Genomic DNA, 25,970 nt, shown 5'->3' with positions numbered 1-25,970 from the left:
ACCGCCATGAGCACGATCGACGAAGAACAGGGCAAGACCCCCGCTCCCGCAACCGACCTTCCCGCGCCCAGCCGGCGCGCCGTGCTGCGCGGGCTGGCCGGAACCGGCGCCGCACTGGGCGCGCTGGCCGCGGCGCCGGCCGTCGCCCAGTCGGTGAAGCAGCCGCCCGGCCGCGAGGCCGATGTCGCCCAGCAGGCGCAGCCTTTCTACGGTGAGCACCAGGCCGGGATCGTCACCCCCTCCCCCGCCGCCGGCCTCGTCGCGTCCTTCGACGTGCTGGCCACCTCGCGGCCGGATCTGGAGCGGCTGTTCCGCACTCTGACTGAGCGCATCGCCTTCCTGATGGGCGGCGGCACCCCGCCGGAGCTGGACCCGAAGTTCCCGCCGACCGATTCCGGCGTGCTGGGTCCGGTGATCGTGCCGGACAACCTGACCATCACCGCCGCCGTCGGCGCCTCCCTGTTCGACGACCGCTTCGGCCTGGCCGCGGTGAAGCCGCGCGAGCTGGTGGCGATGACCAGCTTCCCGAACGACGCGCTGGACCCGGAATACTGCCATGGCGACCTGCTGCTGCAGTTCTCGTCCAACACGCCGGAGGCCAACATCCACGCCCTGCGCGCGGTAGTGAAGGCGACGCCGGACCTGCTGAGCCTGCGCTGGAAGCTGGACGGGTTCCTGCCGGCCGCGACCAGCAAGGCCGGCCGCAAGGAGACGGCGCGCAACCTTTTGGGCTTCAAGGACGGCACCGCCAACCCGAACCCCGCCGACGCCACGGCGATGGACCGGATTGTCTGGGTCCAGCCGGGAGCCGACGAGCCGGCCTGGACCGCCGGCGGCACCTATCAGGTCGTGCGCATCATCCGCAATTTCGTCGAGCGCTGGGACCGCACCCCGCTGGGAGAGCAGGAGGCGATCATGGGCCGCGAAAAGGCGTCCGGCGCCCCTCTGGGGATGAAGGACGAGTTCGACGTGCCGGATTATTCGGGCGACCCCGAGGGCAAGACGATGCCTCTCGACGCGCATATCCGCCTGGCCAATCCGCGCACCCGCGAGACCGCGAACAGCCTGATCCTGCGCCGGCCGTTCAACTATTCGCGCGGGGTCACCAAGTCGGGGCAGCTCGACATGGGGCTTCTGTTCATCTGCTTCCAGTCGAGCCTGAACGCCGGCTTCATCGCGGTGCAGGAGCGGCTGAACGGCGAGCCGCTGGAGGAGTACATCAAACCGACCGGCGGCGGCTATTTCTTCGCCCTGCCGGGGGTGCCGGACAAGGACGGCTATCTCGGCCAGGGGCTGCTGCAATCGGTCTCGACCTGAGGCTGACCGAACCTTCGCCCGAAGAGCTATGACAAGAGGGGGTTGAACATGAAACGCATTCTGACTCTCAGCGCCGGCGCCGCCGCGTTGCTGGCCGCGTCCGGGGCCCTGGCCGCGCCGCCCTCGCCGCTCGAGCTGGTCGAGCCGATCGCGCAGTACAAGACCTGGGTCATCGGCGAGGTCGACCAGTTCGTCGAGCACACTCGCCAGTTCACCGAGGCGGTGAAGGCCGGCGACCTGAAGAAGGCGCAGGCGCTGTACGCGCCGAGCCGCGTCTACTACGAGCGGATCGAGCCGCTCGCCGAGCTGTTCGCCGACCTTGACGCCGCCATCGATTCGCGTGCCGACGACCACGCGAAGAACGAGGAGGATCCGGAGTTCACCGGCTTCCACCGCATCGAATACGGCCTGTTCGCCAAGCAGTCGACCGAAGGCCTCGCCCCCTTCGCCGACAAGCTGCTGGCCGACGTGACCGACCTGCAGGGCCGGATCAAGGACCTGACCACCCCGCCGGACAAGGTGGTGGGCGGCGCCGCGGCGCTGATCGAGGAGGTCGCGGCCACCAAGATCTCCGGCGAGGAGGACCGCTACAGCCACACCGACCTGTGGGACTTCCAGGCCAATGTCGACGGCGCCAAGAAGATCGTCGACCTGCTGCGCCCGATCCTGGAGAAGAGCGACAACGCCCTGCTGGCCAAGGTCGACGCCAACTTCAAGACGGTCGACGGCATCCTGGCCAAGTACAAGACCGCGGATGGCGGCTTCGAGACCTACGACAAGCTGACCGAGACCGACCGCAACGCGTTGAAGGGCCCGATCACCGCCCTGGCCGAGGACCTGTCCCAGCTGCGCGGCACGCTGGGGCTGAGCTGAGGCGTCCGAAGGGTCTGCGGGTCGGGTTCGCTGCGGCGGACCCGACCTCACCCCTGCCGATGGGCTCGTCTGAGTCGAGGATGAGACGAGGCTGAAGTCGACCCGGAGCCCAGCGTTCGCGGGGAGCGTGCTCCCGAGCCTGGCTCGCGATCCCGTGCTCAGACCGACGGACCGCCACATGGCCCGTGCCGACACAGAGGCTCGGCCTTAGAGGCCAGCGGCACAGAAATTCGAAGGTGATGACTGAACGGCTATCTCAGCGAGATAGTGGCGCGCCCGAGAAGATTCGAACTCCTAACCTTCTGATCCGTAGTCAGATGCTCTATCCAATTGAGCTACGGGCGCGTTCTGCGGGGCGTCTCGTCGGCGCCCCGTCGTCAGGCGGGCGGAACCTAGTCGATGCCCGGCCCCGATTGCAAGCCCCATTTTCATCGATCCGACACGAAACGAGGCATGCGGCAGCCGCATGGGCGGAAGCCCCTGCCCTGCGGCCGCTTTCCAGCCCGGTCCGGCAGCGCCATCTCACATCCAGGACGGCGGACTCCGGGAGGGCGTCATGGCGTTGGTCTGCGACGTGGTCGGGCGCGTTCTCGCCCTCTTCCTCCTGATCGCCATGCCCGCCTTCGCCCAGGCGCCGGCCGGCGATGCCGATCAGGCGGCCATCGTCGGCGTGATCCGGAAGCAGCTCGACGCCTTCCAGGGCGACCGGGCGGCGGAGGCCTTCGGCTACGCCTCGCCCGGCATCCAGCGGATGTTCGGCACGCCGGACGCCTTCATGGCCATGGTCCGGCAGGGCTATCAGCCGGTCTACCGGCCGCGCTCGGTCGATTTCCGCGAACTGGTCACGACCGGCGGCCGGATTGTGCAGAAGGTGCTGTTCATCGGGCAGGACGGGGTGCCGGTGATCGCCGAATACTTCATGGAACGGCAGCCCGACGGCAGCTGGCGAATCGACGGCTGCCGGCTGGACCGCGAGGGCGACCGATCGGCATGACACTTAGGCTAGAGGTGGCGTTGACAAGCCGGACGGGGCCGCCCCATCGTGCGGGCCCGACACCTGAGATTGCCGAATTCCCGCCATGACCGACACCGCGCTGAAGACCGCCATCGAACAGGCCTGGGCCGACCGCGACAGCCTGACCCCGGCCACCCAGGGCCCGGCCCGAGACGCCATCGAGGCGGCGCTGGAGGGCCTCGATTCCGGCATTCTGCGCGTGGCCGAGAAGATCGACGGGCAGTGGCAGGCCCATCAATGGCTGAAGATGGCGGTGCTGCTGTCCTTCCGCATCACCGACAGCAAGGTGGTCCCGGGCGGGCCCGACGGCGCCGTCTGGTACGACAAGGTGGCGCCGAAGACGCTGGGCTGGGGCGAGAACCGCTTCCGCGAGGCCGGGTTCCGCAGCGTGCCGGGCGCGGTCGTCCGCCGCTCCGCCTACATCGCGCCGGGCGTGGTGCTGATGCCGAGCTTCGTCAATGTCGGCGCCCGGGTCGAGAGCGGCACCATGGTCGACACCTGGGCCACAGTCGGTTCCTGTGCCCAGATCGGCAGGAACTGCCACCTGTCGGGCGGCGTCGGCATCGGCGGCGTGCTGGAGCCGCTGCAGGCCAACCCGGTGATCATCGAGGACGACTGCTTCATCGGCGCCCGGTCGGAGGTGGTCGAGGGCGTGATCGTCGAGCGCGGCTCGGTGCTGTCGATGGGCGTGTTCCTGAGCGCCACCACCAAGATCGTCGACCGCGAAACCGGGACCGTCACCTACGGCCGGGTGCCGGCCTATTCGGTGGTGGTGCCGGGGTCGCTGCCCGGCAAGCCGCTGGCCGACGGTTCGCCCGGGCCCTCGCTGGCCTGCGCCGTGATCGTCAAGCGGGTCGACGAGCGCACCCGCGCCAAGACCTCGATCAACGAGCTGCTGCGCGACTGACCTTCCATGGTGCCTCCGTACCGCGGCCCGGCCGCCCCCGACCCGATCGAGCTGACCCAGGCGCTGATCCGCTGCCCCAGCGTCACCCCGGCCGATGCCGGGGCGCTGGGGGTGCTGGAGGCGGCGCTGACGCCGCTGGGCTTCCGCTGCGAGCGGATGCGGTTCGAGGCGCCGGGCACGGCGCCGATCGACAACCTCCACGCCCGCATCGGCACGGGCCGGCCGCATCTCTGCTTCGCCGGCCACACCGACGTGGTGCCGCCGGGGGACGAGACGCGCTGGCGCTTCCCGCCTTTCGAGGGCCGGATCGCCGAGGGTCGGATCTGGGGCCGCGGCGCCTGCGACATGAAGAGCGCGGTCGCCGCCTTCGCCGCCGCGGCCGGGCGATTCCTGGCCGCGCGTGGGCCGGGATTCGGCGGCTCGATCAGCCTGCTGATCACCGGCGACGAGGAGGCCGAGGCGGTCAACGGCACGGTGAAGGTGCTGCAGGCCCTGGCGGCGCGCAGCGAGGCGATCGACGCCTGCATCGTCGGCGAGCCGAGCAGCAGCGAGGCGGTCGGCGACACCATGAAGATCGGCCGGCGCGGCAGCCTGACCGGCCGCCTGACCGTGCGCGGCGTGCAGGGCCATGTCGCCTATCCGAACAAGGCCGACAACCCCCTGCCCCGGCTGGTCCAGATGCTGGCGGCACTGGGACCTGGGCCGGAGATCGACCAGGGCAGCGCCCATTTCGACCCGTCGACGCTGGCCATCACCACCATCGATGTCGGCAACCCGGCCGCCAACGTGATCCCGGCCGAGGGCCGTGCCGTCTTCAACATCCGCTTCAATGACACGCACACGGCGGAGAGCCTGGGCGCCTGGCTGCGCCAGCGCTTCGATGCGGTCGGCGGCGATTACGCGCTGGAACTGCACAGCGGCGCCGACAGTTTCCTGACCGCGCCGGGGGAGCTGACCGGGCGGGTCGCCGGCGCGGTCGAACGGGTGACGGGCCGCCGGCCGGCCTTCAGCACCTCCGGCGGCACCTCCGACGCCCGCTTCGTCAAGGATTACGCGCCGGTGGTCGAGCTGGGCCTGGTCAACGCCACCATCCACAAGACCGACGAGAATGTCCCGGTCGAGGACATCGAGATGCTGGCCCGGATCTACCAGGCGGTGCTCGAGGACAGCTTTCCGGAGGAGGGCTGACGGCCATGGCGGTGTCTTCGGCCGACATCATCCGCGGGGTCTGGGGGGCTTGGCGCCTGGCCCGGCGCGACGTCGGCGGCATGGCCATGTTCGACATCTCGCCGGACGGGGCGGCGAAGAGCTTCTTCGCCGCGGTGCTGGCCTTCCCGCTCTACATGATCGCCCAGTTTCTGTTCCTGGGCGACAGATGGCCCCTTCTGCTGCAGCCGCTGCCGCTGATCGTGCAGACGCTCGGCTTCGTCGCCGGCTGGGCGCTGATGCCGGCGGCCCTGACCTGGATCCTGCCCTGGCTCGACCGCGGCCGGCGCCTGCCCGAGGCGATCGTCGCCTACAACTGGGCGGCGCTGCTGATCATGCTCGCCCAGTTCGTGCGCATCATCCTCGACGCCGTGGGCCTGTTTCCCGGGGCGCTCGGCGTCCTCGTTGCCATCGCCGTCGCCGCCGCCTGCTACCTCTACGAGGGCTTCGTGCTGCGCACCGCGGTCGAGGTCGACGTGCCGATCGCAGCCGGGCTGGTGGTGTTCGACGCGCTGGCCTCCGAGCTGCTGGCCGGCTGGATCGAGCTGGTCGCCCGCTCATCCCTGTAGCGCACCCACAGGAAGCACAGCCCGTCCGGCGGCGCGGTGGCGCCGGCGGCGGCGCGGTCGCGCGCCGCCAGCACCTCGGCGACCCAGCCGGGCGGGTGCTTGCCCTCGCCCACCAGCTTCAGCGTGCCGGCGATGTTGCGGATCTGGTGGTGCAGGAAGGATCGCGCCTCGGCCTCGATCTCGATCGCCTCGCCGCGGCGGACCACGTCCAGCCGGTCCATCGTCCGCATCGGCGACTTGGCCTGGCATTCGGCGGCGCGGAAGCTGGTGAAGTCGTGATGCCCGACCAGGTGCTGCGCCGCCTCGTGCATCGCCGCGGCGTCGAGCGGCCGCGCCACCTGCCAGGCCTTCCCCGCCTCCAGCGCCAGCGGCGCCCGGCGGTTGACGATGCGGTAGCGATAGGCGCGCAGGATGGCGGAGGTGCGGGCGTCGAACCGGTCGTCCACGACCTCCGCCGCCAGGATCGCCACGGGCAGCGGCTTCAGGTGGAAATTGACCGCGTCGCGCACCGTGCCGGGGTCGGTCGGGCGAGCGATGTCGGCATGCGCCACCTGCCCCGCCGCATGCACCCCGGCATCGGTGCGGCCGGCGGCGGTGATCCGCACCTCCTCGCCGCAGAAGCGGAAGATCGCCTCCTCGATCGCCTGCTGCACCGACAGGCCATGGGCCTGCCGCTGCCAGCCGACGAAGGGCCGTCCGTCATACTCGATGGTGAGCTTGTACCGCGCCATGCGCCGCACCATAGCGGCCCCGGCGGGAAGCGCCAGATCCAGCCTTCGTGCGGGGAGAGTATATTCGGGCTTTACACGCCCCATCCCGCTCCGCCAATGTTAGGCATTCGATCCGATTTTTATGGTTTAGAGGTCGAACAGAAGCGTGTTCAACAGCCGCTTGTGATCATTGGCGTAATGCGGATTCGGAGGGGGATTCGTTGGTCGCATTGACATTGCTCCGTCGTCGCATGGCCGACGGAGCGTTGATTGCGGGCCTGTTGGCCGTCTCAGCCTGCATGTCGGCTCAGGATCACCGCCAGGCGGTTTCCGCGAACCAGGGCGACAGGCTCACCATCGGCACGGTCCAGCGCGAGATCAGGGTCGGCATGTCTGCCGGCCAGGTGGTCGAGATATTGGGCTCGCCGAACATGGTGACCACCGACGAGCAGCGGCGTGAGGTCTGGGTCTACGACCGCGTCTCGACGGAAACCGCCTATTCTACCAGCTCGGGCGGGGTGAACGCGCTGGTGCTCGGCGGCGCGGGCATCGGGGCCGGACTGCTCGGTGGCGGAGTCGGGGGCGGCGTCGGCCAATCCGCGGGCGCGGTTTCGCAGACCCAGCGGACCATCACCATCATCATCAAGTTCGATAATCAGAACCGGGTGCGCGATTTCGCCTATCGGTCCAGCGCCTTCTGATATTCCGTTCGGGGACCACGATTATGAAACGCATGCTTCTGGCGGCATTATCCGCCTTGTTGTTGGCCGGCTGTGCCCAGGGTATTCCCAAGGAGGCCCTGCAGCTGTCCCAGGAGAGCTTACAGCAGCGTCAGCTCCAGACCCGGCGCTTCGACAGCGCCGATGAAGGCAAGCTGCTGCAGGCCAGCGCCGGCGTGCTGCAGGATCTCGGCTTCACCATCGACCAGAGCGACACGACGGTCGGCGTCATCGCCGCCAGCAAGAACCGCGACGCGACCGAGACCGGGCAGGTCGTCGGCGCAGTGCTGCTCGCCGCCCTGACGGGGGTGCCGCAGGCCTTCGACAAGGATCAGAAGATCAAGGCCAGCCTGGTGACGCGACCGATCGGCGACGGCAAGTCCACCGCCGTCCGCGTGACCTTCCAGCGCTATGTCTGGAACACCCGAGGCCAAGTCTCGAAGATCGAGGGCTTGAACGACCCTCAGCTCTACAAGGAATTCTTCGACAAGCTGAGCCAGTCCGTATTCCTGACGGCCAACGAGATTTGAGTCAGACACAAAAATGAAGAAGATCATTGCCACAGCGATCGTCCTCGCCGCGACCCTCTCAGCCGCCGCCTGTCAGGACGACAGCCGAAAGCAGGTGCTGGCGACATCGGCATCCGCGGTCCAGCTGCGCAGCATCCAGAGCCGGGCGTTCGATACGACGGACCAGCAGAAGACCCTGCGCACCGTCATCGCCACGCTGCAGGACCTCGGCTTCGTCGTGGACAACGCCAATGCCACCCTGGGCACAGTCAGCGGCACCAAGCTGGACGGCTATGCCCTGCGCATGACAGTCAGCGTCCGGCCGAGAGGGACGACGCAACTGCTGGTCCGCGCCAACGCCGACTACAACAACCAGGCGGTCGAGGATCCGCTGCCCTATCAGCAGTTCTTCGCCGCACTGGAAAAGGCGATGTTCCTGACGGCGCAGCAGGTCGACTGAAGTAGCGGCCGGCGGGGCGCATCGTGTGCGCCCCGTCACTTCTCATGCCCGAGAATGGGCGTGCGCTGCGCCACGGCCGCCCCGGCGGGAAGCGCCAATGCTCGCCATCGCCAGCACCATGCGCAGCGCCTGCTCCGCCGCATCGGCGACCAGGCGCGGCGCCTCGGCCAGGGCCTCCGCCAGCGAGCAGGGACGCTTCAGGATGCTGAAATAGGCGTCGATGCCGGCGGCGAGGTTGAGATGCGCGTCCGGCCCGACCGTGCCGGCCAGCGCGATCACCGGCAGGCCGTAGCGCTTGGCGCGGCGGGCGATCTCCGACGGCACCTTGCCGAAGGGGGTCTGGCCGTCGAGGCTGCCCTCCGCCGTCAGCACCAGATCGGCCCGGCGCAGCAGCGCGTCGATGTCGATGTAGCGCATGACGATGTCGTAGCGCGGGTGCAGCTTGGCGCCGAGCAGGGCGTGCAGCCCGGCGCCGAGCCCACCCGAGGCGCCGCTGCCCGGCATGCCGCGCAGCTCGATGCCGAGGTCGCGCCGCACCGCCGCGGCATAGGCCTCCAACGCCTGCTCCAGCGCCTCGACCGCCGCCGGGGTCGCCCCCTTCTGCGGCCCGAAGACGCGGCTGACGCCGCGCGGCCCCAGCAGCTGGTTGTGCCAGTTCAGCGCCACGTCGATCCGCACCCGGTCGAGCCGCGGGTCGCGGCCGCCGAGGTCGATCCGCCGCAGCGCGGCGAGCGCGCCGCCGCCGGAGCCGATCTCGGCCCCAGTCGCGTCCAGCAGGCGGATGCCGAGCGCCTGGGCCATGCCGGCGCCGCCGTCATTGATCCCGGAATCGCCGCAGCCGACCAGGATGCGCCGCGCCCCGGCGTCGAGCGCGGCGCGGATCAGCTCGCCGACGCCGCGGCTGGTGGTGCGCAGGGGATCGCGAGCGTCCGGCGGCACCAAGCGCAGCCCGGCCGCCGACGCCATCTCCAGCACCGCGATGCGGCCCCGGCCGCCGAGGAAGCCGAACTGCGCCTCGACCGGCTGCCCGACCGGGCCGGTGACCGTGACCCGGTGCAGGCGGCCGCCGGTCAGGGCCACCAGCGTCTCGGTGAAGCCCTCGCCGCCATCGACCATCGGCGCCGACAGGATCTCGGCCTGTGGCAGCGCGGCGTGGACGCCGCGGGCCATGCAGTCGATCACATCGGCCACGCCCAGCCCCTCCTTGAAGCCGGACGGGGCCAGCAGGACGCGAATCGGCTTGTTCGATCGAGTGATCATCATGTCGTCCTCGAGGAGCGGGTCAGAGGGAGAAGCGGCCGAAGCCCAGCGCCGGCCAGACGGCCAGGGCGAAGAGCAGCAGCAGCGCGAACAGCATCGGCAGCAGCGCCAGGGAGAGACGGAGAAGATCGGCCGGGCCGTAGCCCTGGCCCTCGCCGGCCAGGCCGAACATCGCCACCGGTTTGGCGCTGGCCATCAGCGTCTGGCAGAAGCCGGTTGCGGCGACGACCAGCAGCCCGGCGCCGGCGGGGTCGAGCCCCAGCCCGGCCGCCCCGGCCAGGACCGGCGGCAGCAGCACCGAGACGCGGGCGGTGCGAGACTGCACCACGAGATGCAGCAGCAGGCCGATCGCCGCGAGCCCGGCGCAGGCGAGGATGGGGGCCGTGCCGCCGAGCCCGTCGAGCGCGCCGCCGACCATCCGGCCGCTGACGCCGGACGCGGCCAGTCCGTCGGCGATGGCGATGGTCGCCGCCATGAACAGGATCAGCGGCCACTCCACCGCCTTCAGCCCGTCGCGTAGCCCGCCACCGCCCAGGCCCGGCAGGGTCAGCAGCAGCGCCCCGGCCAGCGCGATCAGCGTGTCGTCGACGCCGTGCAGCGGTGCGGTGAACCAGCCGAGCACGACCAGGGCCGCGATCGCGCCCGCGGAGCCGGCGCGGCGCCCGGGCGCCGCCGCCGTCGCGATCGGCGCCACCAGCGGGGTGCGGCGGTCCTCCGGCGTCAGGAACAGCAGCAGGATCGCCTCGATCGCCAGCGCCGTGCTGGCCAGGGCGAAAGGCAGGCCCAGCAGCGCCCAGTCGAGGAAGCCGATCGGCCGGCCGGTCCAGCGCCCGATCATCTCGGCCGCCAGCAGATGGGCGCCGGCGCCGGTCAGCGAGGCGAAGGCGGAGAGCAGGATCGCGGTCGGGAACAGCAGCGCCAGGGCCCGGCGCAGGCGGGGATTGGTGGTGGCGCCGGCCAGCGCCGCATGGACCGGGATCATCAGCGCGGCCCGGCCCGAGGTCGAGGGAACGACGAAGGCGGTCGCCAGCATCACGAGGCCGAGCCCATGGAACAGCGTGCGCGGGGTGCGGGCACGCGCCGCGACCAGCCGGGCCAGGCGGTCGGCCAGCCCCGCCCGCTTCAACGCATCCGCCAGGATGAAGGCGGCGATCAGCAGCCAGACGAGGTCGTTGCCCAGCGCCGCGAACACCGGGTCCGGCGCCGGGAAGACCCAGAGCGCCATGCCGAGCGCCGCCAGCAGCGCGACCAGCGTGTCGTCCAGCCGCGTCAGCCCCCAGCCGATGACGGCGAGGCCGAACAGGATCAGAGCGGCGCGGGCCGGCCGGTCGAGCGACGCCAGCCCGATATCGACCGCGACCGGCAGCAGGACCGCCAGCGAGAGGGCGAGAAGCGTCCGCGGTTCGGGAAGGGTCAGGCGGCCCGGTGCGAGGGGCGGCGCGAGGGTTTGTCGGGCGGGCACCGTTGTCTCCGGATCATGTGACGTTTCCGTGACAACGGTGGGCCTGGGATCTTATTCCGTACCTAGTTCAAGATGGTGCCGGCCGGGATCGGGAACCCGTTCAGCAGATCGCGCGCCGGCACCGGCGCCTTGCCCGGGCGCTGCAGCCGGAGAAGCCGGATCGCGCCGCGGCCGCAGGCCACCGTCAGCTTGTCGTCCAGCACCATGCCCGCCGCGCCGGAGCCTTCGGCCGGCACGGCCGCCAGCACCTTGATCCGCTCCCCTTCATGCTCGAACCAGGCGCCGGGCTTCGGCGTCAGGGCCCGCACCTGGCGATCGACCGCGGCGGCGTCGGCCCAGTCGATACGGCCGTCCTCCGGCGCGATCTTGGCGGCGTAGGTGACGCCAGCCTCCGGCTGCGGCGTCTCCACTGCAGTGCCCGCGGCCACGGCCTCCAGCGCCGGCACGATCAGCCGGGCGCCGAGGGCCGCCAGGGTGTCGTGCAGTTCCGGCGTCGTGGTTTCCGGGCCGATCGGGACGCGCTCCATCAGCAGCATCGGGCCGGTGTCCAGCCCCGCCTCCATGCGCATGATGGTGACGCCGGTCTCGGCGTCGCCTTCCAGGATGGCGCGGTGGATCGGCGCGGCGCCGCGCCAGCGCGGCAGCAGCGAGGCATGGATGTTGAAGCAGCCGAGCCGCGGCGCATCGAGCACCGGCTGCGGCAGGATCAGCCCATAGGCCGCGACCACCGCGGCGTCGAGGCCCAGCGACGCGAACTCCGCCTGCGCCTCCGGGGTGCGCAGAGTCTTGGGGTGGCGGACCGGCAGTCCGCGCTCCTCCGCCACGCGCTGCACCGGCGAGGGCTGCAGCTTGTAGCCGCGGCCGGCCGGGCGCGGCGGCTGGGTGTAGACGGCCGCGATCTCATGCCCGGCATCGATCAGCGCGAGCAGCGCGGGCACCGCGAAATCCGGCGTGCCCATATAGGCGAGGCGCAGGGGCATTGGGGGGACGAGGCGCCTCAGAACGGCAGCTTCATCCCCGGCGGCAGCTTCAGCCCGCCCATCAGCTTCTGGGTCTCTTCCTGCACCGCGGCCTCGACCTTGCCCTTGGCGTCGTTGAAGGCAGCGACGACCAGATCCTCCAGCACCTCGATCTCGGCCGGGTCGGCGAGCTTCGGGTCGATCTTCAGCGAGCGCAGCTCGCCCTTGCCGTTCAGCACCACCGAGACCATGCCGGCGCCGGCCTGGCCCGGAACCTCGATCTCCGCCAGGCGCGACTGCATCTCGGCCATCTTGGCCTGCATCTCCTGCGCCTGCTTCATCATCTGTCCGAGATTCTTCATGCCTCTCGCGGCTCCTCTTCATCGGTGGCATCGGCGGCGGGCATCGGCTCGGCTGCCGGCCCGGCCGCATCGTCCTGTTCCAGCGGGTTACGCAGATCGCGGATCACCGCGCCCGGGAAGGCGGCCATCACCGCCTTGACCAGCGGATGCTCGGCGGCCTGGGCCAGCGCGTTCTCGCGGTCGGTCCGCGCCTGCTGGGAGAGCGTCGGCGCGCCCTCGGCGCCGGAGACGCTGACCACCCAGCGCTCGCCGGTCCAGTCGCGCAGCGCGGTGCCCAGGCGGTTGGCCAGGTCCGGCGGCGCCGATTCATGCGGCCGGAACTCCAGCCGCCCCGGCTCGAAATGCACCAGATGCACCGCGCTGACCAGCTGGCCGTGCAGCACCACGTCGCGGTGGAAGGCGATCTCCACCAGCTCCTGGAAGCTCTTCGGATCGGCCCGCAGCGCCGGCTTGGCCGCCGGGGCCGCCGCAACCGCGACGGGGGCCGGCGCCGGGGCGACGGCAGGCGCGGCGGCCGGCGCCGGGTCGGCGGGAACCACGGACAGGGCGGCGCCGGACGCCGCCATCCGGGCGCCGCCGCCGGGGCCGGGCACCGGGGCCGGGCCAGGGGCCACTGCCCCCTGGGCCTGCAGGTCGCCGAATTTGCGGATCAGCTCGCCCGGGCTCGGCAGATCGCTCATATAGAGCAGGCGGATCAGCACCATCTCCAGCGCCGCCTGCGGGTTCGGCGCCGCCTGCACCTCGCCGGCCCCCTTCAGCAGGGTCTGCCAAGCCCGGGTCAGGCCCGGCAGGGAAATCTTCTCGGCCAGGGCGCCGCCGCGCTTGCGCTCGACCTCCGGCACCGACGGATCCTCGAGGACGGCCGGCACCATGCGGGCGCGGGTGACGAAATGGACGAAGTCCAGCAGGTCGCCCAGCACCGATTGCGGGTCGGCGCCGGCCCGGCGCGCCGCCTCCAGCCCCTCCAGCATGCGGGGGCCCTCGCCGGCGAAGGCGGCCTCCAGGATGTCGATGACGCTGGAGCGATCGGCCAGGCCCAGCATCTCGCGCACCTGGGCGGCGGCGATGAAGGGCTTGTCGCCGACCGGCGTGCCCTGGGCGATCGCCTGGTCCAGCAGCGACAGCCCGTCGCGCGCCGACCCATCGGCGGCGCGGGCGATCATGCCCACCGCCTCCGGCTCCGCCGCCACGCCTTCCTTCTCCAGGATCTGGGTGAAATAGGCCTGCAACTGGTCGGCGCCGATGCGGCGCAGGTCGAAGCGCTGGCAGCGCGACAGCACCGTCACCGGGACCTTGCGGATCTCGGTGGTGGCGAAGACGAATTTCACATGCGGCGGCGGTTCTTCCAACGTCTTCAACAGCGCGTTGAAGGCGTTTTTGGACAGCATGTGCACTTCGTCGATGATATAGACCTTATAGCGCGACGCCACCGGGCCGTAGCGCACGCCGTCGATGATCTCGCGGATGTCGTCGACGCCGGTGCGGCTGGCGGCGTCCATCTCCATCACGTCGACGTTGCGGTCCTGCAGGATGGTGCGGCAGGGCTCGCACACGCCGCAGGGATGGGCGGTCGGCCCGCCCTGCCCGTCCGGCCCGACGCAGTTCAGCGCCCGGGCCAGGATCCGCGCCGTGGTGGTCTTGCCGACGCCGCGCACCCCGGTCAGCACGAAGGCGTGCGCCAGCCGGCCCGAGGCGATGGCGTTGGTCAGGGTGCGCACCAGCGCGTCCTGGCCGATCATGTCGGCGAAGGTGGTCGGCCGGTACTTCCGCGCCAGCACGCGGTAGGCCGCGGCCTTTTCGGGCTGCGGCGAGTCCTCGGGACTGATCAGGGGCAGGGCTGCGTCATCGCTCATGGCGCGCGATCATAGGGAATGGACGTCGCGGTCGAAAGGCCGAAGCACGACCCGTCGGGCGATGAGCGATCGGAAGGTGAGGGAAAGGTGGGAGACCGGCAACGACCCGTGCCGAAACTCGTTACGGCTGCTTCCTTCCGGACCTGACCGGGTTGGCGAGGGACACGCCCGCGCCGATCTCCCGCGCCCTATATCGGAGCTTCGGCCGCCGGAGGCAAGGGCGGATTTCACGAAACCTCCACACGCTCACCGCACCCCCTCAGCCACCAGCGCGGCGATGCGGCGGCAGCAGGCGAGCAGCGGCCCGGCGTAGCGTTCGGGGTCGTCGGTCGCGGCCCGGTATTTCGGGATGCTGACGCTGATGCAGCCGACCGCCCCGCCGGCCCCCTCGATCGCGCCGCCATAGCACCAGATGTCGGCCTCGTTCTCCTCGGCGTCGATGGAATAACCGCGGGCGCGGATGCGCTCGATCTCCGCCGCCAGAGCCTCGACCGTCGTCAGCGTCTGCGGTGTCATCGCGACGAGATCGAGCGTCGGCAGCAGTGCCGCGGCCTCGGCCGGCGGCAGCGCCGCGAGCCACGCCTTGCCGACGGAGCTGGAATGGAGCGGCACGCGGGTGCCGATGCGCGAGGCCATGCGCACCGCCCGCGGGCTCTCCAGCTTGTCGACATAGATCATCTCATGCCCGCTGCGGACGGCGAGATGCACGGTCTCGCCGGTGGCGTCGCGCAGCTTCGCCAGCTCCGCCGCCGCGATCAGGCGCAGCTCGAACCGGTCCCAGGCGCGGGCCGCCAGCGCCATCAGCCGCGGGCCGAGGCCGAAGGCGCCGCCGCGCGGCACCTCCGCCAGCATGCCCTCGGCCGCGAGCGCCGCGACGATGCGGTGCACGGTCGGGCGCGGATGGCCGGTGATGCGGGCGATCGCCGCGACCGAGACCGGCTCGACGGCATCGGCCACGGCCTGCAGCACCGTCATCGCCTTGCCGAAGGCCGCCGCCCCCTGCACCGCCGCCGAACCGCCCTGCCCCATCACCGCTCGATCCCCTGACTCAGGCGACGAGATAGCCGCCATCGACCGGCAGCGCCACGCCGGTGATGAAGCCGGCGGCCGGGCTGCACAGGAAGGCGACGGCCTGGGCCACGTCCTCCGGCCGGCCCCAGCGGCCCATCGGGGTGCGGGCCAGGATGGCGGCGGAGCGGGCCGGGTCGTCCTGCAGCGCCTGGGTCAGCGGCGTGGCGATCCAGCCCGGCGCCACCGCGTTCACCCGGATGCCGTCCGCGGCATAGGCGATGGCGAGCGACTTGGTCAGCTGCAGCACCCCTCCCTTGCTGGCGCTGTAGCCCGGCACCAGCCCGCCGCCGAAGAAGCTGAGCATCGAGGCGGTGTTGACGATGCAGCCCTTCGCCTCCTTCAGCAGCGGCCGGGCGGCGGCGCAGAGCCGCATCGTGCCGGTCAGGTTCACCGCCAGCACCTGCTCGAACACCGCCGGGTCGTGCTCCGCCCCGCGGCGGATCACCCCGGCGCAGTTGACCAGGATGTCGAGCCGGCCGAGGCCGCCGATCAGCGCCTCGACCGCCGCGGCGTCGGTGACGTCGAGCTCGGCCAGCTGCGCGCCCTGCGGCGGCTCGGCCCCCGCGGCCGGGGCCAGGCCGGCGGCGGTCACGGTCGCCCCCAGCCGCGCCAGCTCGGCCGCGATGGCGGCGCCGATGCCCTGGGTGCCGCCGGAGACGAGGACCGTGCGGCCGGTGAAGAGATCGGGCTGGAAGGTCATGCGAAGCTCCCCTCCGGGGCTGCCGCCGCCCGGTCCGCGATCGGGTTCCGCACCAGCACCACGAGCGCCAGGGCGGCCACCGCGGCGACGGCGGCGCTGATCAGCAGGGCGTCGACGAAGGAGCCGGTCCGGTCGAGCACGAAGCCGGTGATGATCGGCGCGAAGGAGCCGGCGAAGTAGCCGCCGAAGTTCTGGATGCTGCCGAGCGACGCCACCTGCCGCGACGGCGCCGCGGCGCTGACCAGCATCCAGGCGGTCGAGCTGGCGTAGTTGATGCAGAACATGGCCAGCGAGATGTAAACGATCGCCATGGTCAGGCTCGGCGTATAGGCGGCCGGCAGGGTGAAGACCGCGCCGCCGACCAGCCCCGCCGCCATCGGCCATTTGCGGCTGGCGACAGCCCCGACGCCGCGGGCCAGCAGGAAGTCCGCCACCTTGCCGGAGCAGAGCATGCCGAGCGCGCCGACGAGATAGGGGATGGCCACCACCCAGCCGGTGCGGGCGATGCTGAGACCCCGTTCATGCTCCAGATAGCCGGGCAGCCAGGTCAGGTACAGCCAGACCATGTAGATCACGCCCATGAAGCCGAGCACCATGCCCCAGGTGGTGCGGTTCGCGAACAGCCCGGCCCAGTCGGCGAAGCTCTGCCGCGGCTTGGCCTGCGCCGGGCGGCCGTCGTCGAGGAAGGAGCGTTCGGCCTCGGTCAGCGGCGTCTCGCCGCGGTTGCGGTAGATCAGGTACCAGCCGACGGCGACGATCACGCCGAGCGCGCCCATCAGGACGAACATCGGGCGCCAGCCGAAGGCCAGCATGAGCGCGGTCAGGATCGGCGGCGCGATCGCCGGGCCGATGCAGGAGGAGGCGATGAAAACGCCGGTCGGCATGCCGCGCTCGCGCATCGGGAACCATTCGCTGATCACCTTGGCGCCGGCCGGGAACTGGGGCGCCTCGCCGACGCCGAGCACGGCCCGGGTGCCGATCAGCTGGCCCAGCGACTGCGCCAGCCCGCCGGCGAGCTGCGCCAGCGACCAGAAGAACATGCCGGCGCCGAGCATGATGCGGGCGCCGAAGCGGTCGAGCATCGCTCCGACCGGCAGCTGCGAGAAGGCGTAGGCCCAGGAGAAGGCGGAGAGCAGCAGCCCCATCTGCGTGCCCGACAGGCCGAGCTCGGCGGAGATGTCGTGATTGGCGATCGACAGGGTGCTGCGGTCGAGATAGTTGACGATGCCGGCCGCGGTCAGGAAGGCGACGGCGATCCACTGGATCCGGCGGATCCGCGGCGGCTTGCCGGATGACATGAGACGTTTTCCTCAGAACCTTGGATTTTCTGGCTTTTCGGTCGCGATCAGCGGATGAACTGATCGACGTAGTCCGCGCCGAGCCCGACTTCGGTGTAGTGCTTGCGGCACATGTCCAGCTTGGTGAACACGTCCTCGTAGCCGGTGTGCTTGCCCCAGGGGTCGACGTAGTACATGACGCCGTTGACCTGGAAGTAGGTGATCATCTCCTCGACATCCTCGTCGACCACGAGGGTGTGGGTCTCGCCCGGCGGCTCGAAGACGTAGCTGCCCTCGGTGGCGACCCAGTCATGCTCCAGGTAGCGCCAGCTGCCCCTCAGCACGAAACCATGCACCGGCCCCGGATGGCGGTGGCGGCTGAGCACGCCGGCCTTGCGAACCCGCAGGAGGTTCATCCAATAACCGCTTGAGATGTTAAGACAAAGTGGCCGGAACCAGACGTTCTCGGCCTGCGGCACCCAGATCCGCTCGTCCTGCGGGATGGCGTGCGGCACGACGATGTCGGGCAGCGCCTCGGACGGGTTCGGATACTGGTAGGGCATCCGCTTGGTGTCGGCGGCGTCGGCTGGCATGACGCTTTCCTCCTTGTCCACTATGTGGACGATCTATCCATATTGTGGATCGACACTGGACCCGTCACCGCCGGCCTGTCAATAGCCGGACAAATGAGCGCCTCTCCGCCTCGCGAGACGTTCACCGGACCGGCCCGGCTCGCCCCGAAGCGCAAGGCCGCAGCGGTCACGCCTCCGCACAATGCATGGATTTCCATGAGGTGCGGTTGAGGCATGCCGGGATTAGAGTGGAGTGGAGTGCAATATCGCCAGCTCGGATGTCGTCGCCCCGGACATGGATGTGTAGACGGACGTTGACGGTCCCCCAGGGCGTCTTGGTCCGGTAGGAGCAGCCGATGATGCGCGCCTGGTCGCACCGCCCCCCATTCCTGCACCTGGGGCTGTTCATGGCGGCCTACGTGCTGGCCGGCGGCTTCGCCCAGTCGCTCGCGATCGTGCCCGGCACGGGCATTTCCATCTGGCCTCCGGGCGGGCTTTTCATGGCGACGCTGATCCTGGCCCCGAGGCCCAGCTGGCCGTGGTGGGTGCTGGGGGGCTGCCTGGCCGAGCTGTTCAGCAATGTCCTGTGGTTCCACAGCCCGCTGCCGGCGGCCTTGCTGATCTATGCCGGCAACGCTCTCGAGGCGGCGGCCGGCGCATGGCTGGTGAACCGGGCCTGCGGGCGGCCGGTCCGGCTGGAGACCCTGCGGGAGGTTCTCGCACTGGTCGTGCTGGGCGCCGGAATCGCGCCGGTGATCAGCGCGACGGTGGGAAGCGCGACGCTGGCGTGGTTCGGCATCCAATCGCAATCCTTCGCCACCGCCTGGCCGCTCTGGTGGATCGGAGACGCCACCGGGGTCCTGATCGTGGCGCCGCTGGCGCTGGTCGTGTTCCAGAGCTGGCGCGGCAAGGCCCGGATCTCGGCCGCGCGCTGGATCGAGGCCGGCGTCCTGGGGCTGATCTTTCTCGCCGCCGCCGCCCTGTCCTTGAGCGGTTACCTGCCCTTCGCCTACATCGTCATGCCGCCTCTGCTCTGGGCCGCGGTGCGCTTCGAGTTCAAGGGCGCCGTCGCCACCCTGGCCCTCCTGGCCCTGGTCACGGCGGCGTTCACGGTCTTCGGCGCCAGCCAGTTTGCCGGCGATCCCGAGTCCCAGAGGCACAAGCAGGTCATGCTGCAGCTGTTCCTGGCGATCTCGGCCTTATCGGCGCTGATCGTGGCCGCCATATCCCGGCAGCACCATATGGCGGTGCTCACATTGCGCCAAAGCGTGGAGGCGTTGCGCCACCGGGAGCGCGAGCTCTCGCAGCTCGTGGACATGGTCCCGAGCCATGTCTGGCGCCTGACGCCCGACGGCGAGCCGACCTTCTTCAACAAGCGCATGGTCGATTTCACAGGCCTGGACGTGCCGGATACGGACAAGCCGGGAATGACCCGGCTGGCCGCGATGATAGAGGCCTCCGTCCACCCCGACGACGCATCGGCGTTCGGGGACGCGCTCGGGCGTTGCCTCCGAACCGGCGAAGCTTTCGCCATGCGGTATCGGCTGCGTCGCCACGACGGCGTCTACCGCTGGATGTCGAGCCGGGCGGAGCCGATGCGGGATCTCTCGAGACGCATCCTCCAGTGGTACGGCCTCTGCCACGACATCGACGATCAGATGCACGCCGAAGAGGCGCTGCAGGCCCGGGAGCGGGAGCTCTCGCTGCTCGTGGACATGATTCCGAGTCACCTCTGGCGCGTCACCCCGGAGGGAGAAACGTCCTTCCTCAACAAGCACATGGCCGACTATCTCGGCGTCGACACGACGGACAGGATGCGGCTGGAGGTGGTGATGGCCACGATCTTCCATCCGGACGATACGGTGGAGATGAACGAGGTGTTCGGCCGCTGCCTCGCCACGGGCGAAGTCTTCTCCATGAAGTATCGGCTGCGTCGTCACGACGGCGAGTATCGCTGGATGTCGGGCCGCGCCGAGCCGCTGCGGGATGAGGATGGACGCATCGTCCAGTGGTTCGGCCTCTGCCACGACATCGACGATCAGGTGCGCGCCGAAGACGCGCTGCGGCGCGCCTCGGGCAGGCTCGCACAGGCGACCCAGGCGGCAAGCCTGGCCGAGCTTTCCGCCTCGATCGCGCATGAGGTGAACCAGCCGCTGGCCGCGATCGTCGCCAATTCCCACGCCTGCCACCGCTGGCTGTCCGCTGAGCCCCCGAACATCGAGCGCGCGAAGATCACGGCCGAGCGCATCACCCGCGACGCCAACTCGGCTGCCGATGTCATCAGCCGCATCCGCGCCCTCTTCCGGCACGCGCCGCAAACCCGGTCGTCGGAAGACGTCAACCGCCTGATCGGCGAGGTTTGCACGCTGATGGCCGACGAGATCGCGGCGAAGGACATCCGCATCAGGACCGCCCTCGCGCCGGACCTGCCGTCGGTCGCGCTCGATCGTGTCCAGGTGCAGCAGGTGATCGTGAACCTGATCCGGAACGGGATCGAGGCGATGGACGGCGTGTTCGACGGTGAGCGTGCGCTCCAGATCCGCTCCCGCCGCGACGGCCCCGACACGATCCGCGTCGAGGTTCGAGACGCCGGACCGGGTTTCAGGGACCCCGAGCGCGTCTTCGAACCGTTCTTCACGACCAAGCAGCATGGGATGGGCATGGGGCTCGCCATCTGCCGTTCGATCATCGAATCGCATAGGGGGCGCCTCTGGACAGCCGACAACGAGCCGTGCGGGGCGACCGTCATCTTCACGCTTCCGCTGGTCGCGAGCGAGGCAGCATGAGCTGGAATCGCGGAAAGATCGGAGATGCCGATCACGCATTCGCGCCGGGCAAGGGGAGTTGAGCGTGAGCAAGCCGGGACCTGTCGTGGCGATCGTCGATGACGATCCGAGGCTGCTGGAATCGCTGCAGGATCTTCTGGAGTCCGCGGGCTATGTGGCCCGCAGCTTCTCGTCGGCGGGATCGCTGCTGATCAGCGGTCTGTCGGGTCTGGACCTGCTCATCACCGACATCGGGTTGCCCGGCATGGACGGTTTCGAGCTTCGCGACCTGGTGCGGAAGGCGCGTCCCGAGCTGCCGGTGTTCCTGATCACCGGCCGCCATGAAATCGCGGATCAGGACCGAGCCCAGGGCATCAGCGGATTCTTCCGCAAGCCCTTCGACGCCAAGGCCCTGCTTGCGGCCGTCGGCGACGCCTTACGCAACCGAGACAGGGAGGGTGATCATGCAAGTTGACCAGCCGCTCCTAGGGAGATCGGCACCGTTATCGCCGCAGCGAGGGAGCGACACGGAGCAGGCGATCGTCATCATCGTCGATGATCAGGCATCCGTTCGGGAGGCGCTGTCGGAATTGATGCTGTCGGCGGGTTTCCAGCCGGTCTGCTTCGCTTCGACCCGCGAATTGCTCGGCGCCGATATCGTGGACAGCCCCGGCTGCATGATCCTGGACGTGCGCATGCCGGGGGCGAGCGGCCTCGACCTGCAGCAGCATCTGGCCCAGAACGGCAACACCAAGCCGATCATCTTCCTGACCGGGCACGGCGACATTCCGATGACGGTCCAGGCGATGAAGGCTGGCGCCGTGGATTTCCTCACCAAACCGGTGCGGGACCAGACGCTGCTGGACGCAGTGGCTGCGGGCGTTGCGCTGGATGCCGCGCAGCGCGCCAAGGCCCGGGTCACTCGGCTGCATCTCGACCGCTACAGGACCCTGACCCCGCGCGAGCGGCAGGTGATGTGCGCCGTGGCTCTGGGGCGCCTCAACAAACAGATCGCCTATGACCTCGACATCAGCGAGGTCACCGTCAAGCTCCACCGCAGCAACGTCATGCGCAAGATGCAGCTGACCTCCGTCGGCGAGCTCGTTCGCGCCTGGGAGGCGCTGCCGGCCGAGCTGCGCGAGAGGGGAGCGGCCTAGGCTCGCCCGGCCGCTTCAGGCCGGGGCGTCGGAGGGAAGCGCGGCGTGGACCGGCCCTCTCAGGCGCCGATGGACGATCATGGCCAGCCCCCAGGCGGCGGCCGTGATGGCGACGCAGGCGGCGGCGAGGCCGGCATAGCCCGCCGCCACGATCAGGGCGCCGGCGGCCGCCGGGCCGGCAGCGAAGCCGAGCAGATAGGCCGATCCCGCCGCTGCGGCCCAGCGCCCGCTGCGGTCGAGCGCGGCGGCGAGGCCGAACATGTAGGGCATCGAGAAGTAATAGATGATGACCGATGCGACGAGGGCGACGACATAGGCAGTCGGGTTGCGCCAGAGACAGAGCACGAGCGCGACGAGCATGAAGACGACGCAGAACCCCGAAACGGGGAGCGCCCGCCCCCAGCGTATGTTGAGCACGGTGGCGGCCCCTGCGCCGGCGAGACCGACCAGCGATGCGACGGTGAGCGCATAGCCGACGGCGCCCGCGTCGAGGCCCGCAAGCTCGCCCAGAGGCGCGCTGAAGGCGTAGAGCGCGGCGGAGGCCGTCACGTAGAGCGCAGTCGCCGCGAGCGTTGTGATCCCGAGCAGCGGCGGGGCCTGCGCCGCGTCCGTCGCGGCCTCGTCGCTTTTGGCCCTGGCGTCCGGAATGAGCAGCAGCAGCGGCGCGAGGGCGAGGGTCACGCCCGCGACCAGCGCGAGGATGCCGCGCTGCGCATAGGCGTCGGTGAGCTGACCGCCGACGGCGAAGAGCGGGACGCTGCCCAAGGCCCAGACGACCTGGAAATAGCCGTAGACCTTGTCCGGGTTGCGGGAACGGGAGGCGATGATGGAGAGCGACACGGCCCAAAGCGCGCCCTCGCCGACGCCCGCGAGTCCGCGCAGCAGGGCGAGTGACGCCAGCGAAGCGCTGAAGATCGAAGCGGCCTGGGCAAGCAACGCCAGCGCGACGGCGACGAGGCCGACGCGTCGAAAGGACAGCCGGGGCAGAGCCGGCGCGATGGCGATCGCGGTGATGGCGAGGGCCAGGAACTCGACCGAGGCGACGAAGCCGGCGTCGCGTTCCGAAAGCGAGAGACCATCCATGAACCCGCCGATCATGAAGGGCGACATCTGCGCGACCAACCCGCCGATCACCTGCGCGGCAATCGCACCGATCACAAGGGACGCCGGATCGCGAGCCGTCACAGGATCGCGCGGGGATATGGTCATGGTTCGGTTGCGCTCCCTGTTCGCCGGCCGGGGCATCCGCACGTCCCGGCCGACGCAGTTCGGGCCGAAGGTCCAGTCGTCGGCACCCGGGCGTCCGGCGCTGCCCGCCACCTGCATCCTACCTCGATCCCGCCCGTTTCGATCACCACCTGATCATCCGAAATGCCGAGCACCGCATCCGCGGGCCGCTGCCGCGCGCCGGAGATGCAGGCGCGTCGTTGACAGCCCCTTGTGCCGAGGGCATTGACGCCCAGCGCCGCATCGATGGGGACCATCGTGGACGACGACCGCATCATCAGGAAGATCCTCGGCGACAACATGATGGTCGGAACCGCGAGGATGTTCCTGATCTGGGGGCTGCTTTCGGCCGTCGGCGGCACCCTGGCATGGCTCATCGGCCAATAGGCGAGCTCCGAACGTCTTCTCATCAAGGGGCGACGGGAAGCGCTCGGCCGCCCGCATCGGCGGCGACCTGCGCCCGCCATTGCCTGACCAGATCCCGGAAGTCCGGTGACAGTGCTTCCGTTTCGATCTCTTGCCCGCCCTATAGAACGAAGTCCGACGCCTGCAGCGAGACGGCGCCGTTCAGCACGATATGGAAGTCGGACTGGCGATCGCCGTTCACGTCGCCGGCGATGGTGGTCTGGCCGTTGCTGACCGCATAGCGCAACTGGCCGGCGGCGCCGGTATAGAGACCCGAGCCGATGAAGGTGAAGGCCTGGTTGCCGGCGACGCCCGAAACGGCGTCGATCGCCGACAGGTCGATCCTGTCGCCCTGGGCATGGCTGAAGTCGGTGATCCGGTCGGCGCTGGCACCCGTGACGCTGTCGCCCGTCGCGGCGAAGACGAAGCGGTCGCCGCCGACGCCGCCGGTCAGCGTGTCCTTGCCGGCGCCGCCGCGAAGCACGTCGCTGCCGTTCCAGCCCTGCAGCGTGTTGGCACCGCTGTTGCCGGTGAGGGTATCGTCGGCTTGGCTGCCCGAAACATTCTCGATCGAGACCAGGATGTCGCCCTGAGCATCGCCGCCGGCGCCCCGGCCGAGGGAGAGATCCACTGCTACGCCGACCGTGCCGGTATAGTAGCTGGCCATGTCGGTGCCTGCGCCGCCGTCGAGCCGGTCCGCCCCGGCGCCGCCGCGGAGCACGTCGCTGCCGTTCCAGCCCTGCAGCGTGTTGGCGCCGCTGTTGCCGGTGAGGGTGTCGTTGGCCTGGCTGCCCGAAACATTCTCGATCGAGACCAGTGTGTCGCCCTGGGCGTCGCCGCCGGTGCCCCGGCTGGTGGAGAGATTCGCCGTCACGCCGACGGTGCCGGTATAATAGCTGACGATGTCGGTGCCTGCGCCGCCGTCGAGCCGGTCCGCCCCGGCGCCGCCGCGGAGCACGTCGCTGCCGTTCCAGCCCTGCAGCGTGTTGGCGCCGCTGTTGCCGGTGAGGGTGTCGTTGGCCTGGCTGCCCGAAACATTCTCGATCGAGACCAGGGTGTCGCCCTGGGCGTCGCCGCCGGTGCCCCGGCTGGTGGAGAGATTCGCCGTCACGCCGACGGTGCCGGCATAATAGCTGACGATGTCGATGCCTGCGCCGCCGTCGAGCCGGTCCGCCCCGGCGCCGCCGCGGAGCACGTCGTCGCCGCCGCCCCCCATCAGGATGTCGTCGCCGCCATGGCCGATCAGCTGGTCGTTCCCGTCGAGGCCGTCGATGCGCTCGGCGGCGGCGGCGCCTTCCAGGAGATCGTCGCCGGCAGTGCCCGTCAACTCCCGCGTGAGGCCGGAGAACACACGGCCGCCGATCGCGTCGTCGTCGCCGTCGAGATATTCGCTCTCGTAGGCCACGAAGAACCCGCCGTTCTCCAGCGCCGTGACCGATGGCCATTCCTGGGTGTCGACGTGTGACTGGTTGATCAGGAAGTTGTCGCCGACCTTGCGCCCGTCCTCGGAGAAGTACTGGCCGAAAACTTCCTCGAAATGCCGGTCCGGAAGCTGCCCGTCCAGCTCCTCTGGGCCCCATTGATCCCAGACCACGACGAAGCCGCCGCCCGTCAGGCCGACCACGCTCGAATGGTCCGGGATCTCCCCATCGAAGGTATTGATCTGGAACGTCGCCGTCTCGGGCCGGCCGTCGGCCGAGAAGATCCGGCCGTAGAGCCGGAAGGCGGTGTCGCCGTCCGGCTGGCCCTCGAGAACCGTCTCCACCCAGGTGGCGACGAAGCGGCCGCCGGTGAGCGCCGCGACGGAAATGTCTGTGTTCGTGAGCGCGAAGCCCTCGTTGGGGCCGTTCGTCTCGGGAGCCAAGCCGAACTCCGCCGTGACCGGACGCCCGTCGGGGCCGAGGATGCGCGCGCGCAGATCCGAGGGGACGCCGTACGGGCTCTGGCTGCCGTATTCGCTTTCCCAGACCGTGACGATGTTGCCGTTGGAGAGTTGCACCGCGCGCACGTTGTGCTGATCGCCGAAGGTCCGCTCGTTGAGCTGGAAAGCGCTGTCGACGGGTGAGCCGGCTGCCGAGAAGCTCCTGGCGAAGGAGTTGTCGCCATCGAACGCCGGCTCACCGTCGGCCGTCCCCTCGCGCGACCAGATGACGGTGTAGCCGCCGTCCGCACGGGAGACGATCTCGGGGGCGAAGTACCAGTCGTCGGTGGGCTGGTTGACCTTCTGGATCGCGCCGACGCGGTTGCCGTTGTCGTCATAGACGGCGGTGTAGATGTCGGTCCGCTCCAGGACCGATCCGGGGCTGCCTTCCCACACTGCTGCGAAGCCGCCGCCCTCGAGCGCCTCGATCCGGGCGTGGTTGGCGACGAGGGAGAGGTCCGACAGGATCTTTTCGTTGCCGACCGGCGTGCCGTCGGGGTGGAAGACCTGGGCGGCGACATAGTGGACGTCCTGTTCGCCCTCCAGATACACCGAGTCCCAGATGACGACGACGTTGCCGTTCTTGAGCGTCGTGACGTCCGGGTTGTCCTGCCACGCTCCGTTCCAGGTGTTGACGACGAACTCGGGTCCGACGGGTCCCGGCATGAGCTCAGCCCTCCTCGATCCGCCGCCG

Annotated in this window: 24 protein-coding genes, 1 tRNA gene and 1 other RNA gene; 12 read left to right on the top strand and 14 right to left on the bottom strand. The window is 70.1% G+C overall.

Features of this window, described 5'->3' with window-relative positions; all coding sequences use genetic code 11:
* Positions 1–6 precede the first annotated feature (6 nt).
* Positions 7–1,317, top strand: coding sequence for an iron uptake transporter deferrochelatase/peroxidase subunit (gene efeB, locus G537_RS0115840; RefSeq protein ID WP_026870952.1), 1,311 nt, complete (start codon positions 7–9; stop codon positions 1,315–1,317).
* A gap of 48 nt (positions 1,318–1,365) precedes the next feature.
* Entirely contained in the window at positions 1,366–2,190 is an 825-nt protein-coding gene (gene efeO, locus G537_RS0115835) for an iron uptake system protein EfeO (RefSeq protein WP_026870951.1), read from the top strand.
* 268 nt (positions 2,191–2,458) lie between these two features.
* Here the strand turns inward: efeO and G537_RS0115830 are convergent.
* Positions 2,459–2,535, bottom strand: a tRNA-Arg gene (locus tag G537_RS0115830).
* 211 nt (positions 2,536–2,746) lie between these two features.
* Here G537_RS0115830 and G537_RS0115825 point away from each other — a divergent pair.
* The 3 genes from G537_RS0115825 (at position 2,747) to dapE (ending at position 5,300) form a co-directional block, all read left to right on the top strand.
* On the top strand, positions 2,747–3,184 hold the full coding sequence (locus G537_RS0115825) for a DUF4864 domain-containing protein (protein ID WP_211230397.1): 438 nt from the start codon (positions 2,747–2,749) through the stop codon (positions 3,182–3,184).
* A gap of 85 nt (positions 3,185–3,269) precedes the next feature.
* Complete coding sequence (dapD, locus tag G537_RS0115820; protein WP_026870949.1) at positions 3,270–4,112, top strand: 2,3,4,5-tetrahydropyridine-2,6-dicarboxylate N-succinyltransferase; 843 nt, start codon at positions 3,270–3,272, stop codon at positions 4,110–4,112.
* Between the two features lie 6 nt (positions 4,113–4,118).
* A complete protein-coding gene (dapE, locus tag G537_RS0115815; RefSeq protein WP_026870948.1) occupies positions 4,119–5,300 on the top strand; it encodes a succinyl-diaminopimelate desuccinylase in 1,182 nt (393 codons plus the stop codon).
* Between the two features lie 454 nt (positions 5,301–5,754).
* On the opposite strand, the gene truA is transcribed toward dapE, so the two are convergent.
* Positions 5,755–6,618 carry a tRNA pseudouridine(38-40) synthase TruA gene (truA, locus tag G537_RS38230; RefSeq protein ID WP_081688845.1) on the bottom strand — a complete coding sequence of 288 codons (864 nt, stop codon included), beginning with the start codon at positions 6,616–6,618 and terminating at the stop codon, positions 5,755–5,757.
* 200 nt (positions 6,619–6,818) lie between these two features.
* On the opposite strand from truA, the gene G537_RS0115805 reads away from it, so the two are divergent.
* From G537_RS0115805 to G537_RS0115795, 3 genes are read left to right on the top strand one after another with little or no spacing between them, the layout of a single operon-like run.
* Positions 6,819–7,298, top strand: coding sequence for a hypothetical protein (locus tag G537_RS0115805; RefSeq protein WP_245579030.1), 480 nt, complete (start codon positions 6,819–6,821; stop codon positions 7,296–7,298).
* 23 nt (positions 7,299–7,321) lie between these two features.
* Positions 7,322–7,846 (top strand): lipoprotein, encoded by a 525-nt coding sequence (locus G537_RS0115800; protein WP_026870946.1) that lies wholly within the window; start codon positions 7,322–7,324, stop codon positions 7,844–7,846.
* Positions 7,847–7,859: 13 nt separating this feature from the next.
* Complete coding sequence (locus G537_RS0115795) at positions 7,860–8,285, top strand: hypothetical protein (protein WP_026870945.1); 426 nt, start codon at positions 7,860–7,862, stop codon at positions 8,283–8,285.
* Positions 8,286–8,327: 42 nt separating this feature from the next.
* On the opposite strand, the gene G537_RS38225 is transcribed toward G537_RS0115795, so the two are convergent.
* From G537_RS38225 to G537_RS0115750, 10 genes are all read right to left on the bottom strand, one after another.
* Positions 8,328–9,548, bottom strand: a complete 1,221-nt coding sequence (locus G537_RS38225; RefSeq protein WP_211230396.1) for a glycerate kinase family protein — start codon at positions 9,546–9,548, stop codon at positions 8,328–8,330.
* 19 nt (positions 9,549–9,567) lie between these two features.
* Complete coding sequence (locus tag G537_RS0115785) at positions 9,568–11,007, bottom strand: SLC13 family permease (RefSeq protein WP_051248462.1); 1,440 nt, start codon at positions 11,005–11,007, stop codon at positions 9,568–9,570.
* Between the two features lie 62 nt (positions 11,008–11,069).
* A complete protein-coding gene (gene fmt, locus G537_RS0115780; protein WP_211230395.1) occupies positions 11,070–11,987 on the bottom strand; it encodes a methionyl-tRNA formyltransferase in 918 nt (305 codons plus the stop codon).
* A 17-nt stretch (positions 11,988–12,004) separates the two neighbouring features.
* Positions 12,005–12,328: a YbaB/EbfC family nucleoid-associated protein gene (locus G537_RS0115775; protein WP_026870942.1), complete on the bottom strand. Its 324-nt coding sequence runs from the start codon at positions 12,326–12,328 to the stop codon at positions 12,005–12,007.
* Complete coding sequence (locus tag G537_RS0115770) at positions 12,325–14,181, bottom strand: DNA polymerase III subunit gamma/tau (protein ID WP_026870941.1); 1,857 nt, start codon at positions 14,179–14,181, stop codon at positions 12,325–12,327. The genes G537_RS0115775 and G537_RS0115770 overlap by 4 nt, the downstream gene beginning before the upstream one ends.
* Positions 14,182–14,265: 84 nt before the next feature.
* Positions 14,266–14,366: signal recognition particle sRNA small type (gene ffs, locus G537_RS42675), an RNA gene on the bottom strand.
* A gap of 61 nt (positions 14,367–14,427) precedes the next feature.
* Complete coding sequence (locus G537_RS0115765; protein WP_034851875.1) at positions 14,428–15,210, bottom strand: IclR family transcriptional regulator; 783 nt, start codon at positions 15,208–15,210, stop codon at positions 14,428–14,430.
* Positions 15,211–15,229: 19 nt separating this feature from the next.
* Positions 15,230–15,952, bottom strand: coding sequence for an SDR family NAD(P)-dependent oxidoreductase (locus tag G537_RS0115760; RefSeq protein WP_026870939.1), 723 nt, complete (start codon positions 15,950–15,952; stop codon positions 15,230–15,232).
* Positions 15,949–17,250, bottom strand: a complete 1,302-nt coding sequence (locus tag G537_RS0115755) for an MFS transporter (protein ID WP_026870938.1) — start codon at positions 17,248–17,250, stop codon at positions 15,949–15,951. Before G537_RS0115755 ends, G537_RS0115760 begins: the two co-directional genes overlap by 4 nt.
* Positions 17,251–17,297: 47 nt before the next feature.
* Positions 17,298–17,822: a 2,4'-dihydroxyacetophenone dioxygenase family protein gene (locus G537_RS0115750; protein ID WP_026870937.1), complete on the bottom strand. Its 525-nt coding sequence runs from the start codon at positions 17,820–17,822 to the stop codon at positions 17,298–17,300.
* Positions 17,823–18,157: 335 nt separating this feature from the next.
* Here G537_RS0115750 and G537_RS0115745 point away from each other — a divergent pair, with 335 nt between their 5' ends.
* The 3 genes from G537_RS0115745 to G537_RS0115735 all read left to right on the top strand — a co-directional run bounded on the left by G537_RS0115745 (position 18,158) and on the right by G537_RS0115735 (position 21,723).
* Positions 18,158–20,587, top strand: coding sequence for an MASE1 domain-containing protein (locus tag G537_RS0115745; RefSeq protein WP_026870936.1), 2,430 nt, complete (start codon positions 18,158–18,160; stop codon positions 20,585–20,587).
* A gap of 64 nt (positions 20,588–20,651) precedes the next feature.
* Complete coding sequence (locus G537_RS0115740) at positions 20,652–21,041, top strand: response regulator (protein WP_026870935.1); 390 nt, start codon at positions 20,652–20,654, stop codon at positions 21,039–21,041.
* Positions 21,031–21,723, top strand: a complete 693-nt coding sequence (locus G537_RS0115735; RefSeq protein ID WP_026870934.1) for a response regulator transcription factor — start codon at positions 21,031–21,033, stop codon at positions 21,721–21,723. The genes G537_RS0115740 and G537_RS0115735 overlap by 11 nt, the downstream gene beginning before the upstream one ends.
* A 15-nt stretch (positions 21,724–21,738) precedes the next feature.
* Here G537_RS0115735 and G537_RS38220 read toward each other — a convergent pair whose 3' ends face one another.
* Positions 21,739–23,049, bottom strand: a complete 1,311-nt coding sequence (locus G537_RS38220; protein WP_211230394.1) for an MFS transporter — start codon at positions 23,047–23,049, stop codon at positions 21,739–21,741.
* A 159-nt stretch (positions 23,050–23,208) separates the two neighbouring features.
* On the opposite strand from G537_RS38220, the gene G537_RS45420 reads away from it, so the two are divergent.
* Positions 23,209–23,337, top strand: a complete 129-nt coding sequence (locus tag G537_RS45420) for a hypothetical protein (protein ID WP_281171488.1) — start codon at positions 23,209–23,211, stop codon at positions 23,335–23,337.
* Positions 23,338–23,476: 139 nt separating this feature from the next.
* Here the strand turns inward: G537_RS45420 and G537_RS42085 are convergent, their stop codons facing one another.
* Positions 23,477–25,942 carry a calcium-binding protein gene (locus tag G537_RS42085; protein WP_051248460.1) on the bottom strand — a complete coding sequence of 822 codons (2,466 nt, stop codon included), beginning with the start codon at positions 25,940–25,942 and terminating at the stop codon, positions 23,477–23,479.
* Positions 25,943–25,970: the final 28 nt, after the last annotated feature.

Source organism: Inquilinus limosus DSM 16000 (genome assembly GCF_000423185.1).
In the GTDB taxonomy this organism is placed as follows: domain Bacteria; phylum Pseudomonadota; class Alphaproteobacteria; order DSM-16000; family Inquilinaceae; genus Inquilinus; species Inquilinus limosus.
Note: the sequence above shows the minus strand (reverse complement) of the source record. Positions and strands in the feature narration are given on the sequence as shown.